The sequence below is a fragment of the Cryobacterium sandaracinum genome (assembly GCF_004403415.1).
Classification (GTDB): Bacteria; Actinomycetota; Actinomycetes; order Actinomycetales; family Microbacteriaceae; genus Cryobacterium; species Cryobacterium sandaracinum.
This window is the reverse complement of sequence record NZ_SOGO01000030.1, coordinates 20,449-33,707: the sequence shown is the minus strand read 5'-3', so window position 1 is coordinate 33,707 and position 13,259 is coordinate 20,449. Positions and strand designations below refer to the sequence as shown.

The following is a 13,259-nucleotide window of genomic DNA, read 5'->3' as shown; positions in this document are numbered from 1 at the left end:
GTCTCGGGGAATGGGTAGACGACAGGGCGGCTCGCGCGTGCCGATCGGTGTTCTCGTTCTCGGAGTACTCGGCTTCGCCTGGGTCCAGCAGTCGGGATTTCTGGTGACCGAGTTTGAGAGCATGCTGAGCTCGGCCAGCCAAGGCTCCGGCCAGAGTTCCGGCAAGAGCACCGGCCCGGTGGCGACCGCCGCGGACGGCACCGTCGAGACAGCCGTCGGCGGCATCCCCGCACGACCGAGCGGAGCCGTCCCGATGACCGTGGAGCATGTGCATGATGGCGACACGCTCTTTCTGCGAACGGACCAGCCGAACGCCCTGGTGGCGACGACGGATGCCGTCAAGGTGCGACTGCTCGGAATCGATACGCCGGAGGTGGGGGACAGCGCCGAATGCTTCGGCGATCAGGCCGCGGAGCAGTTGCGGGAGCTCCTCCCCGATGGCAGCCGCACCTGGGTCACCGTCGACCAGGACTCGACTGACCGATACGGCCGTAGCCTGTTCTATCTCTGGACCGGGGACGGGCGATTCGTCAACTACGAGCTCGTCGCCGGCGGCGCCGCCGAGTCGCTGATGATCCCGCCGAACGACGCGCACTACCCGCTGCTGCGTACGGCCGAGGACGCCGCAACGACGGCAGGTGCGGGCCAGTGGGGCGCCTGCTGATGCGGCGAAGCCGTCCCACCGATATCCCCGCGCGTCGTCCCCCGCCAGGCGTCCGCCGCCAGTCGACCCCGGCGCGTCGTCCTCAGCGCTTCGCCCGGCGCGGCAGGACCAGCCAGACCGCCGCGATGACCAGCAGCACCGCGGCCCCGGCCACCTGACCGGCCGTTCGGCCCAGCACCACGTCGAAGACCAGCAGGGTGGTGCCGGCGAGGATCACGGCGACACCAACCAGTGTGGCCCGCACGAGCACGTCGGCGACCCGCACGATCTGCTTCATCGCATGCTTCCCGAAGAGCAGCCGGTGAAGGCTGACCGGCCCTAGCGCCAGAACGGTGGTGGTGGTGGCCGTGGCGACAAGAATCAGATACACGGTCAGTTGGTACAGGTCGAGTTCGGTGAACCGCGGTTGGAAGGCGAGGGCGAGCAGAAAACCACCCACGATCTGGGTGCCCGTCTGGGTGACTCTGAGCTCCTGCAACAGCGAGAGCCAATTGCGGTCGAGGCGCTGGACATCCGTTTCGTTGCGGCGGGGCGCGGATACCGGCTCCGTCGCCGTGGGTTCCGGTGGTCCTGACAGGCTCATGCCCCGATCGTAATGCGCTTTGCGGAAACGAGATCGCACGCGTCGAGCATGGAACGGGAGAGGTCAGGCGCGCACCCTCAGGATCCACTTGCGCAGTTCCTCGACCCACAGCACAACGGATGCCATGCCCACGCAGACGGCCCAGTGCAGAGGGTCCATCGAGGTGGTGCCGAACGCGGTCTGCAGGAGCGGGAGTTCGACCACGGCCACCTGCAACAGGATCGCGAGCAGGATCGCCCCCCACAGCCACGGGTTCACGAACAGCCGGTGGAACGCGGTGGTCAGCTCGGAGCGCGCGTTGAGTGTGTTGAAAAGCTGGGCGAAGACCAGGGTGGTGAACCCCGCGGTGCGGGCCACGGTGAGGCCGTCCGTGCCGGGTTCCAGCACCGGCAGCAGCCCGCCGGGCAGGAACAGGTCGATCGTGGCGAGGGTGACCACCGCCATCACCAGGCCGGTCGACATGATGCCCACCCACATGCGCAGGTCGATCATACGGTCGTTGATCCCGCGCGGGGGGCGGGCCATCACGTCGTCGATCTCCGGGTCGACGCCCATCGCCAGGGCCGGGCCGGAGTCGGTGATCAGGTTGATCCAGAGGATCTGGGTGACCAGCAGGGGCAGCACCACGGTCTCGCTGCTGGCGCCGGTCAGGCCCAGCGCCCCGGCGAGGAGCACGCCGAGGAACACGGTGAGCACCTCGCCCATGTTCGAGGACAGCAGGTACCGCAGGAACTTCTTGATGTTGTCGAGGATGACCCGGCCGGCCCGCACCGCGGCGACGATGGTGGCGAAGTTGTCGTCGACCAGGATCATCTTCGCGGCCTCCTTGGTCACCTCGGTGCCCGTGATGCCCATGGCCACGCCGATGTCGGCGGACTTCAGGGCCGGGGCGTCGTTGACGCCGTCGCCGGTCATCGCCACGATGTCGCCGTTGGCCTGCAGGGCGTCGACGATCCGCAGCTTGTGCCGCGGGGAGACGCGGGCGAACACGGATGTGTCGCGCACCGCCTCCCGCAGCCCCGGCTCGTCGAGGTGGTCGAGGTCTGCTCCCGCCAGCGCCGTCGCCCCCGGTTCGACGATCCCCAGGTCACTCGCGATCCGCGCGGCCGTGGCGGGGTGATCGCCCGTGATCATGATCACACGCACGCCCGCCCGGTGGGCTTCCTGGACGGCTGACGTCACCTCGGCGCGGGGCGGGTCGATGATGCCGACCACCCCGGCGTAGATCAGGCCCTGCTCGTCGGCCTCGTCGAGCGGCGCCGTGTTCTCGTCGGCGACTCGGTAGGCGACACCCAGGGTGCGGAAGGCCTGGGCCGAGAGCGCCTGGATGTCGGCAAGCATCCGTGGCCGCTGCTCGGCGGTCAGAGGTACGACCGTCTCGCCGACTTGCACGTAGGCGCAGCGCTCGAGGAGCACGTCGGGCGCGCCCTTGCTGAAGATCCGCAGGCTGTCGTCGCCGGTCTCCTGGTGCAGGGTGGACATCATCTTGCGTTCCGAGGTGAAGGGCATCTCACCCCGACGTTCGAACCGGGCCATGTGCCCGGTGGTGCCCTCGAGTTTGGCCGCGGCCACCAGGAACGCGGCCTCCGTGGGGTCACCCTGGATCTCCCACTCGCCGTCCTGCTCGGTCAGCTGGGCGTTGCCGGCGAGGGAACCGACGCCCAGCACCAGCTGGGCCTCAAAGCGGAGTGCCGGGTCTGTGAGCGGTTCGGTGCCCTGGCGCAGTTCGCCCTCGGGGCGGTAGCCCACCCCGGTCACATCTACCCGGCCGGAGGCGGTCAGCAACTGCTGGATCGTCATCTCGTTGCGGGTCAGTGTGCCGGTCTTATCGCAGCAGATCACGGATGCGGAGCCCAGGGTCTCCACGGATTTCAGGTTCTTGACAACGGCATTCTGCCGCGCCATCCGTTGTACCCCGATGGAGAGGATCACCGACAGGATTGCCGGCAGCCCCTCGGGAACGGCTGCGACCGCGAGGGATACCCCGAGCAGGAACACGGTCACGAAGTCGGCGGGTGTGGACACGCCCTGCGCGAGCACGATGGTGAGCATCACGACCGTGGCGATCGCGATCACGACGACGCTGAGCAGCTTGCCGATGTGGCCGATCTCGGTTTGCAGCGGGGTGGGGTGCGCCTCGGTGCGGTCAAGCATCGTGGCGATGGCGCCGACCTCGGTGTTCATGCCGGTTCCGGTGACGATGCAGCGGCCGACGCCCTGGCTGACGGCGGTGCCCTTGAAGACCATGTTCAGGCGATCGCCGAGGGCGGCCGCGGCGGGAAGGGTGCGCGGGTTCTTGGTGACGGCCTCGCTTTCGCCGGTGAGGGAGGCCTCCGCGATCCGCAGCGAACTCGCCTCGGTGAGGCGGGCATCCGCCCCCACGCTGTCGCCCTCACCCAGAACCAGCAGGTCGCCGCGCACCAGCTCGGTGCTGGGCACGGTGGCGAGCAGGCCGTCGCGCATGACGGTCGAGGATGCCGCTGTCATGTTGGACAGGGCGGCCACGGCGTTGTCGGCGCGCGCCTCCTGCACCAGGCCGAGCACGGCGTTGAGCACTACGATCACGGCGATCACGATGGCGTCCACGGGCAGGCCGGGTGCCCCCTCGATCAGCCAGGCGCCGAGCGACACCGCGGTGGCGACCAGCAGCAGGTAGATCAGAGGGTCGTTGAACTGGGCCAGGATCCGGCGCCAGAACGGCACCGGGCGCACGCTGCGCAGCTCGTTCGGGCCCTCGGCCGTGAGGCGACGCGCGGCTTCGGCGCCGGTGAGGCCCCGGGCGGCGTCGGTCTCGAGCCGGCGGGCGATCTCGGCAGCATCGGTAACGGCGGGATCGACTGCGAGACGGTCGACCGGGTCCGATATTTCCGATTGAGCTGATTTCTCCGATTGAGCAGACGCGTCCATCGGGTGGGTTCCTCGTTTCCGGGAGTGCCGGGTCGGTCTGGCCCGCGGCTCCACCCAGTGTAGAACCGAGCCGCGGCCGGCGCTGCGTCGGCGCTGCGTCGGTGCTGCGTCGGTGCCTTTCGACATCCCGTCCGTCCCGGCGTACCTTCCACAATGGGGGTTCGCGACGGCGGATGCCGATGGGTCGACTGCGACAGATCCCGCCTGAAGCGAAGCCCACCACATCAACGACTGGCTGAACGACAACGGCTACACCGACCTCGCCGACGGAGTGCTGCTCTGCCACCCACACCACCTGCTCCTGCACAACCAGCAATGGAGCATCATCCGAACCGAAACGGACTACTGGCTTCGACCACCAGTCGAAGTCAATCCGGACCAGACTCTGATCGCACTCCCCAGCAAGCGGGCGAACCCGTAATCAGGAGAAGAGGGACCACCAGCATCCGTCGCAGTGGTGAACGTCGCCGCGTCATGATGATCCCCAATCCGCGTCCCGGTGCTCTCCCCACGGGAACAGGGCGCACTTTGCAGGGGAGGTCTACACCTCGGCCGGCTCCGCGACAAGGTCACCGGGCGGCACGGCGGGTGCGACCTCACACGCGTGCGCCGACGCGGTATCTGCGACTCGTCGGTCGGCGAGCCAGGTGTCCAGCTCGGCGGCGGAAAGCGGCTGCGACAGGTGGAAGCCCTGCGCGAAGTCGCAGCCGAAGCCGACCAGCTGGTCGTAGGCGGCGCCACTGTCCACACCCTCGGCCACCATGCGCAGCCCCAGACTGTGGGCCAGCGCAATCGTCGAGGACACCAGGGTCGCGGCTCGGGCATCGCCGGCCATCGGGAAGACGAAGGATCGGTCGAGCTTGAGCTCGTCGATGGGCAGATCGCGCAGGTAGGCGAGCGAACTATAGCCGGTGCCGAAGTCGTCGACGGAGATGCGGATGTCTTGCTCGCGTAGCCGGGTGAGGATGCCTCGGGCCCGGCCCCGGTCATTGAGCAGGAATTCCTCGGTGATCTCCAGGGCCAGGATCGACGAGGGCAGATCGCGGGCGGCGATCATGGCACCGATCCGGTCCGGCAGTTCCGTGTCGACCAGTGAGCTGGCCGACAGGTTCACGGCGATGGTCAGCGGATGCCCCTGCGCCTGCCAGAGCACGGCCTGGTCCAGCGCCTGCCGCAGCACGACCTGCGTCAGGGTGTGCATCAGCCCGGCCTCCTCGATGATCGGCACGAACTGATCGGGCAGCAGCAGGCCGCGCTCGGGATGGTTCCAGCGCACAAGGGCCTCGACGTCCCGCACCGCCCCGCTGCCGAGGTCGACCTTGGGCTGATAGTGCAGCACCAGCTGCTCATCGGTGAGAGCGAGGCGCAGTTCGGCCAGGGTGCGCAGCCGGGTCTCGCCGTGGCTGTCGTCGTCGCTGTCGTATACGTGGTGGCCACCGCGGCTCGTTTTCGCCTTGTACATGGCCATGTCGGCCTTGCGGAGCAGCGCCGTCAGGTCTTTGCCCTGGTCGGGATAGAGGGAGATTCCGACACTGGCGCTGGTCTGCAGCGTGATGCCCTCCAGAATGAACGGCTCGGCCAGCGCGGCGCGCAGTTTGACGGCCACCGTCAGGGCATCCTCCCGCGCGGAGTCCGTGAGCAGGATCGCGAACTCGTCGCCGCCGAGGCGGGCCAGGAGGTCTCCGGCACGCAGCTGCCGGTTCAAACGGATGCCGACCTGGATCAGCAGCCGGTCACCCACGTCATGGCCGAGGCTGTCGTTGACCTCTTTGAACCGGTCAAGGTCCAGCAGCAGCAGGGCACTCGTCCGGCCCTCGACCGCTGCCAGGCGGGTGGGCACGTCCGCATTGAATGCGCGGCGGTTGCGCAGACCGGTGAGGTCGTCCGTTCGCGCCAGCAGGTTCAGAACCCGTTGCCGGCCGACCAGCGGCACCACCGCCAGCGCCATGGTTGCCCCGGCCAAGGCCACGGCGAGGTTTGACACCGTGACCTGGCTGGCGAGGATCAGAACCCCGAGTCCGGCGATCGTCGACACCATCGGCACGGCCAGAGCGGACACGGTTGTGGCCGTGGCCCTGCGATCTCGCACCGGGCGCGGGAGGGAGGTGCCGTCCACCCAGAGCGCAATCAGTACGACCCCGATGTTCCAGGTCGCGTCGAGCAGGGTGCCCACCGTGTACAGGTCACCCTGCAGCGCGAAGACGGTGTCGGCGCCGGCGAAGACCACCAGGCCGGCGACGAGGAGCATCCAGCGCTTCCCGGCATCCGGGCCGTGCGACGCCACGATCCCGGCGATCGCCGCCACCACCAGCAGGTCGAGCACCGGATAGGCGGCCGCGATGACGGCACCGAGGCTGAGCGGGTCCGCGGCGGCGGAATCGAAGACGGGGCTGAGGATGACGGCCAGCACTGCGGCGGCACCCAGGGAACCCACGGCGGTGTCCAGGAAGACGGACCAGGCCGATCCGCGCAGTTGCCGGTTCACGAGCACCGCCAGCGCCCAGAGCAGGAGCAGGTAGAACAGCAGATAGCCGATGTCGGCCGGCGAGGGAAACGGTGACGCACCGTCGGCATCCGCGCTGACGAGGTAGTAGGTGTCCGCCAGGGCGTTCATGGTCAGAGCGGCGGTGGCGAGGCCCACCTCGATCTGCCCGCGCCCGACCCGGTAGACGGCGGCGCAGCCCACGAGCACGGGTGCCCACACCGAGAGCATGGCGAGCCAGCCGTCGACCAGAGGGCTGAAGTCATCGCCCTTCAGGGCCAGGCCGAGGGTGTAGGCGATGACCAGTACCAGCATGAGCGTCAGCGCGCCGAAGCGGAACCGCTCACGGGTGCCGCCGGTCATGGCAGGGCCGCCGCGCTCTGCCTCGCGGTCAGCCACTCGTCGAGTGCCGCGGCGGAGAGGGGGCGTGACATGAAGTATCCCTGGGCGAAGTCGCATCCGTAGCGCACCAGCTCGTCGTAGGCGACGCTGTTCTCCACGCCCTCGGCGACCATTTTCAGGCCGAGGCCGTGCGCGAGGTCGATCGTGGAGGCCACCAGTGCGGCGGCCCGGGCGTCGTCGGCCATCGGGAAGATGAAGGACTGGTCCAGCTTGAGCTCGTCGATGGGCAGGTCACGAAGATAGGCGAGCGAACTGTAACCGGTGCCGAAGTCGTCGACGGAGATCCGGATACCACTGGCGCGCAACCGGGTCAGGATGTCCCGGGCTCGGTCGCGGTCGGCCATCAGGAAGTCCTCGGTGATCTCGAGCATCAGCGCGGTGGGCAGAAGACCGCGGGCCGACAGCATGGTGCCCACCCGTTCGGGCAGATCGGCGTCGATCAGTGAGCTGGCGGACAGGTTCACCGCAACCGTCAGGGTACGGGCCTGGGCCGCCCAGAGCACGGACTGGTCCAACGCCTTCCGCAGAACCTCCTGGGTCAGCGCGTGCATGAGACCGGCCTCTTCGACCAGAGTCAGGAACTGGTCGGGAAACAGCAGACCGCGCTCGGGGTGGTTCCAGCGCACGAGGGCCTCGACGCCTGAGACGAACCCGGTCTTCAGGCAGATCTTCGGCTGGTAGTGCAGAACCAGCTGGTCCTCGGTCAGGGCGAGGCGCAACTCCTGCAGGGTGCGCAGACGGGCGTCACCGTGGCGGTTGTCCGCGCTGCGGTAGACGTGGTGGCCGCTGTGGGTCGCCTTCGCCTTGTACATCGCCATGTCGGCCTTGCGCAGCAGTGCGGTCAGGTCATCGCCCTGGTCGGGGTAGAGCGCGATTCCGATGCTCGCGCTGGTCTGCAGGGAGATGCCTTCCAGGGTGAACGGCTGGGCCAGGGTGGCCCGGAGTTTGTTGGCCACCGCCTCGGCCTCCACCTGGTCGGTGCGCTCGAGTAGGACGGCGAACTCGTCGCCGCCCAACCGCGCGAGCAGGTCACCGGACTGCAGTCCTTCCAGCAGACGAAGGCCGACCTGCACGAGCAACCGGTCGCCGGCGTCATGCCCGAGGCTGTCGTTGACCTCTTTGAAGCGGTCCAGGTCCAGCAGTAGCAGCGCCCGGTTCCGGCTCCTGTCGTCGGCCAGTCTCGACGAGACCTCGGCGTACAGCGCACGCCGGTTCGGCAGACCGGTCAGCTCGTCGGTCTTGGACTGGCGACGCAGGGCCACCTGCCGGGAGACCAGGGGAACGGCTGCGAGGGCCAGGGTCGCCGCCGCCAGCCCGATCGCGATGTGGGGAACCGGCGTCTGGCTGGCGAGGAGCAGCACACCCAGGCCGGCCGCGGTCGACACCGCCGGCAGCGCCAGGGCCGCCACGCCGTTGGAGGAGTTGTTCCGAACCAGATCGGGTCGCGACGAGGCATCCGCCCACACCGCGATCAGGGCCAGACCCACGGCCCAGCCGGCGTCCAGAGGAGTGCCGAGAACGTACCTGGTTTCGAGTAACGCGAAGACGAGACCGGTGGACGTGAACATCAGTAGGCCGAAGACGAGGAGGATCCAGCGGCGGCCGGCAACCGGGCCCTGCGAGGTGGTGAGTGCGACGACGACGGCAACCAGCAGCAGGTCGAACAGTGGGTAGGCGACGGCGGCGGCGATGGCCTTGTTCGCCCCGGCCGCGTCGACTGAGTTCGCCATCGGGCCGAGCAGCACGGCCAGCACCGAGGCCGCGCCGAGTGCACCGATGGCGCTGTCCAGCACCACCGACCAGACCATGCCGCGCAGCTGGCGGCGCACCATGATGACCAGCACGAATAGCATGAGGGCGAAGAACAGGAGGTAGCCGACCTCGCTCACGCGGGGGAACATCTCGGCACCCCAGATCAGCATCCACAGGGAGTAGGAATCGACGATCGCGATGATGGTGACCGCCGCGGCCGTGAGCAGGAGTTCGGGATGCCGGAATCGCTCCAGACCGCTGGCCGCGATCCGCACTCGGCTCCGCGAGCGCTTGCGCGTCACGGCGGCCCAGCACACGACGACCATGGACAACTTCAGGAGGGACGCCAGCCAGCCGTCGACGAAGAGGTGGAATCCGTCGTCGGGCATCAGCAGGCCGATGACGTAGCTGCCCAGGAACACGGCCATCAGCCAGGCGGACCAGGAGGCGCTCCTGGCAAAGAAACCTCGAACTAGGCGGCCGCAGGGCGCCCCTGAATTCAACTGCACGGAACCCCCACGTTATCTAATCTCAGATTAGCAGCGGCGGAAGACGGAGAACCAACCGACCCGCTCGATTGGGGGTGGGGAATCGTGGACGGGGCGCGGCGGCGCACCGCCCTACGATTGAGTGAACGACCGACGAGCTGGAGGCAATCATGACGACACTGGTGGGGTTTTCGAGCAAGTACGGAGCCACCGAGGGAATCGCCGAGCGCATCGCCCGCAAACTGCGGGAGGCCGGGCAGGATGCCGTGGCCCGGCCGGTCGCATCCGTTGACCAGGTGGACGAGTACGACGCCTTTGTGATCGGCAGTTCCGCCTACATGGGGTCGTGGCGCAAGGACGCGACGGAGTTCGTGCGGCGCCACCAGGAACTGATCACGGCGCATCCGGTTTGGCTGTTCAGCAGCGGGCCGCTCGGCACCGCGGGGAAGGACGCCCAGGGGCGAGATCTGCTCAAGGAGAGTGAGCCGAAGCAGTTCGAGGAGTTCGGCCAGTCGCTCCAGCCGCGCGGAATGCGGGTGTTCTTCGGTGCGCTCGACCCGACCGTGCTCGGCCGCCGGGACAAACTTGTGCGGCGCATCCCGAGTGGGCGCGAGCTGCTGCCCGAGGGCGACTTCCGCAACTGGGTCGCGATCGACGAATGGGCGGCGGAGATCGCCCGGGAGCTGTCCGTCTAACTCTCCAGCAGGCTGCGGATGTCGTCGGCCGTGAGGTTCCCACTGAACCCCGGCGCATCCGCTGGGGCGTCGCCCAGCACCTGGTCGAAGAGCTCGGCCTTCTGTTTCTGCAGGGCCATGACCTTCTCCTCGATGGTGCCGGTGGCGACCATTCGGTAGACCATCACGTTCTTCGTCTGGCCGATGCGGTGGGTGCGGTCGATGGCCTGCGTCTCGGTGGCCGGGTTCCACCACGGGTCGAGCAGGAAGACGTAGTCCGCCTCGGTCAGGGTAAGGCCGAACCCGCCGGCCTTCAGACTGATCAGGAACACCGGCTCACTGCCGGTCTTGAACCGGTCGATCACCTCGGAGCGGCGCAGGGTGGACCCGTCGAGGTAGCAGTAGGGGATGCCCCGGGCCTCGAGCCGCGCGGCCGCCTTCTTCAGGAACGACGTGAACTGGCTGAAGACGAGCGCGCGGTGACCTTCGGCGACGACGTCGTCCAGCTGTTCGAAGAGGGCGTCGAGTTTGCTGGACGACACTCCGGCGTACTTCTCGTCGACCAGGGACGGGTCCAGGCTGAGCAGCCGCAGCAGGGTCAGCGAGCGGAACACGATGAACCGGTTTTTGTCGAGGTCGTCGATCAGGCCGAACAGCTTCTGCCGTTCCCGCTGCAGGAACGTGTCGTAGAGCGCGCGGTGCCGGGGGTTCAGCTCGATCTCAAGCACCTGCTCCTGTTTGGGCGGCAGCTCGGGCGCGACGACCGCCTTGGTGCGACGCAGCAACAGTGGGCGGATGCGCCGGCGCAGCCGCGTGAGCAACTCGGGGGTGTCGCCGCGGTCGATCGGGCGCACATACTCCTCCGTGAACCGCCGAAGGGAGGGGAACAGGCCCGGTGCCACGATCGCGAACAGGGCATGCAGCTCGAGCAGGCTGTTCTCCATCGGCGTGCCCGTGAGCGCGAGCTTGAACGGCGTCGTCAGGTCGCGGGCGCACAGGTGCACCCGGGTGGCACGATTCTTCAGGAATTGAGCCTCGTCCAGGATCAGCCCGGCCCAGCCATGCGCCTGGTAGGCCTCGAAGTCGAGACGGAACAGCGTGTAGGAGGTGACGACGACGTCGGCGCCGGCCGCGGCATCCGTCAGCGGGATGCCGTCGGCCGCCTCGGTGGCTGTGATCACCCGAACGTCGAGGCCGGGCGTGAAGCGGGCGGCCTCGGAGCGCCAGGTGGCGACGACGGATGTCGGGGCGACGACCAGGAACGGCCGCCGCTGGGCCGAATCGGCCGGGTGGGCGTGCCCGGCTGGGTGGGCCTGCTCGGCCGGCTGCGCGGTCGCGTGCGCCAGGAGTGCGAGCGTCTGCAGCGTCTTGCCGAGGCCCATGTCGTCGGCGAGGATTCCGCCCAGCTGGTGCTGCCAGAGGAAGGTCAGCCAGGTGAAGCCCTGCGCCTGGTATGGGCGCAGGGTGGCGTGCACGGCGGCCGGCAGCGGGGCGTGCGGGGCGTGCTCGGCGTCGTCGGCGCCCTTGGACAAGCCGATCAGCCCGGACACGGCCGCCCGCCACGCCACGGCCTGCTCGGTGTCGTCGGCGAGGTCCTCGAAGTCGCTCCAGAGGGCAGCCTGGTAGCGGCTGATGCGCAGGCCGGTGTCCCATTCCTGCAGGGCGCGGGCCTCGGTGATCAGTTCGTGCAGGCGCTCGAAAGCCGGCTGCCGCAGCGACAGGTAGCTGTTGTCGACCAGCAGGAGCTTCGCCTGCCTCTTCGCCAAAGCTTTAAACAGCGGGCCGAACGGCACGCTCCGACCATTGATCGTGACGATCACGCCCAGGTCGAACCAGTCCCGCTGGTCCGTCTCGACCGTGCTGATTGTGAGCTCAGGAGTCTCGGTCAGTTCGCGGTAGTCGGGCCGGGTGCCGCGGATGTCCACGCGCACGCCGGGCAGCGCTTCCAGCCGCGGGAGCGCACGTTCGGCCACCTCGGCCGCATCGATGCCGCGCAGGGTGAGGGATGTCGCGGCCGGGCCTGCGTCGGGGCGGCCGGCCTCCTCGAGGAGACGCCTGGCCCGCTCGTGGATGACCCGTTCGGTGGGCTCGTCGCGGCTTCCGTTCGAGGGAGACGTGGGCGTGGGCGTGGACGTGGACGTGGACGTGGACGTGGACGACAGCACGGGCAGCTTCTTCAGCAGGGAACCCTCGCGGTACTCCCAATGCCAGGCCAGCTCCAGCGCCTGCCTCGGCCGGAACCAGGCGGTGAGCACGAGCAGAGGTGGGTCGGCCTCGGGGAAGCGCACGGAGCCATCCGTGCTGATCACCGGCAGGGTGCGCCGCAGCGCCGGATAGAAGTCGCTCAGGAACTCGGCCGTCTCGTCGGCAGGCACGAGAACCGTGCCGGGCGCACCGAGCAGCCGGCGCTGCTCGGCGGTGAGCGGACCGTCGACGGTCGGGGCCAGGGTGAACACCGGGCGCGGCCCGAGGGCATAGCCGTAGATCCCGTGGCCGCCGATCGCCCCGGAATGCTCGGGGGGATGCGGGGTGCCGTCAAATAGGAGCCGGGTGGTCAGGAGCAGACCCTGGGTGCCGGCGGCGCCTGTGTTGCTGAACGCGCCGGCGGCGTTCCGGCTTGCGTCGAGGCTCACGTGGGCCGCGCGGCCCACGCTGACCGTGGCATCCTTCGTGCTGCCCACGAGACGCAGCCCCAGGGTCTCGGCCTCGTCGAAGAGGGTCCAGAGCAGCGGGCTGACGAAGTCGTCGAGGTAGATCCAGTCCGTCTCCTGGCTGGTGTAGACGCCGCGCACGGCCCGGTGCAGGGCCAGGATCTGGCTCAGCCAGCGGTGGTGCTCGCGGTTGAGGTTGAGGCGGTTGCGGTGGAAGCCCAGTTGGTTCCACGCCACGTCCGTGCGTACCCAGTTGCCACGGGCGCTTCGGATGACCGGGCGCACCCCGAGCCGGATCTCGCCCTGCCCGGGGCGCACGTTCGTGACCGGCCGGGCCGTCGCACCACGCCAGCGGTCGTTCGTGCGGGGCGTCTGCTCTCGCAGCTCGAATAGGAGGCCCATCGGAACGGGCGGATCGGTGGTCCCACCCGGTTCGCCGGGCACGGGTCCCGCGATCCGCTTCCAGTCCGCCCGCGCCGGGGGAGACCCGGCATCAGACATGGCTCCATGCTCTCATGTGGGCAGCGCGGTCGGAGCGCAGTGTCCGCGGTTGAACCAATTCGACGGAGATTTTGCCGGAAAACTGCTTATGCGGGCTGTTTGGGGGTGTTTTGGGCAGAATCTCCGTCGAATTCGTTCGGGTCGGAGATGTCGCC

The 13,259-nt window shown here is 68.6% G+C and carries 7 protein-coding genes; 2 read left to right on the top strand and 5 right to left on the bottom strand.

Annotation, left to right across the window (positions count from 1 at the left end; all coding sequences use genetic code 11):
* Positions 1 to 10 precede the first annotated feature (10 nt).
* A complete protein-coding gene (locus E3T25_RS10040) occupies positions 11 to 664 on the top strand; it encodes a thermonuclease family protein (protein WP_134374021.1) in 654 nt (217 codons plus the stop codon).
* Between the two features lie 82 nt (positions 665 to 746).
* On the opposite strand, the gene E3T25_RS10035 is transcribed toward E3T25_RS10040, so the two are convergent.
* From E3T25_RS10035 to E3T25_RS10020, 4 genes are all read right to left on the bottom strand, one after another.
* Positions 747 to 1,247: a DUF6328 family protein gene (locus tag E3T25_RS10035; protein ID WP_134374019.1), complete on the bottom strand. Its 501-nt coding sequence runs from the start codon at positions 1,245 to 1,247 to the stop codon at positions 747 to 749.
* A gap of 63 nt (positions 1,248 to 1,310) precedes the next feature.
* Complete coding sequence (locus E3T25_RS10030) at positions 1,311 to 4,154, bottom strand: cation-translocating P-type ATPase (protein WP_134374017.1); 2,844 nt, start codon at positions 4,152 to 4,154, stop codon at positions 1,311 to 1,313.
* A gap of 541 nt (positions 4,155 to 4,695) precedes the next feature.
* A complete protein-coding gene (locus tag E3T25_RS10025) occupies positions 4,696 to 7,035 on the bottom strand; it encodes a putative bifunctional diguanylate cyclase/phosphodiesterase (protein WP_166785038.1) in 2,340 nt (779 codons plus the stop codon).
* Positions 6,996 to 9,218 (bottom strand): putative bifunctional diguanylate cyclase/phosphodiesterase, encoded by a 2,223-nt coding sequence (locus tag E3T25_RS10020; RefSeq protein ID WP_206750257.1) that lies wholly within the window; start codon positions 9,216 to 9,218, stop codon positions 6,996 to 6,998. The genes E3T25_RS10025 and E3T25_RS10020 overlap by 40 nt, the downstream gene beginning before the upstream one ends.
* A 230-nt stretch (positions 9,219 to 9,448) precedes the next feature.
* On the opposite strand from E3T25_RS10020, the gene E3T25_RS10015 reads away from it, so the two are divergent.
* The gene (locus E3T25_RS10015; RefSeq protein ID WP_104193986.1) at positions 9,449 to 9,973 is read left to right on the top strand and encodes a flavodoxin domain-containing protein; all 525 of its coding nucleotides are present in this window, start codon (positions 9,449 to 9,451) and stop codon (positions 9,971 to 9,973) included.
* Here the strand turns inward: E3T25_RS10015 and E3T25_RS10010 are convergent.
* Positions 9,970 to 13,104 (bottom strand): DEAD/DEAH box helicase, encoded by a 3,135-nt coding sequence (locus E3T25_RS10010; RefSeq protein ID WP_134374011.1) that lies wholly within the window; start codon positions 13,102 to 13,104, stop codon positions 9,970 to 9,972. The two genes, E3T25_RS10015 and E3T25_RS10010, sit on opposite strands and share 4 nt — an antisense overlap.
* Positions 13,105 to 13,259 lie beyond the last annotated feature (155 nt).

Coding starts and splice junctions, on each gene's coding strand:
- E3T25_RS10035 (WP_134374019.1), bottom strand. CDS start 1,247: ATGAGCCTGTCAGGACCACCGGAACCCACGGCGACGGAGCCGGTATCC.
- E3T25_RS10030 (WP_134374017.1), bottom strand. CDS start 4,154: ATGGACGCGTCTGCTCAATCGGAGAAATCAGCTCAATCGGAAATATCG.
- E3T25_RS10015 (WP_104193986.1), top strand. CDS start 9,449: ATGACGACACTGGTGGGGTTTTCGAGCAAGTACGGAGCCACCGAGGGA.
- E3T25_RS10040 (WP_134374021.1), top strand. CDS start 11: ATGGGTAGACGACAGGGCGGCTCGCGCGTGCCGATCGGTGTTCTCGTT.
- E3T25_RS10010 (WP_134374011.1), bottom strand. CDS start 13,104: ATGTCTGATGCCGGGTCTCCCCCGGCGCGGGCGGACTGGAAGCGGATC.
- E3T25_RS10020 (WP_206750257.1), bottom strand. CDS start 9,218: ATGGCCGTGTTCCTGGGCAGCTACGTCATCGGCCTGCTGATGCCCGAC.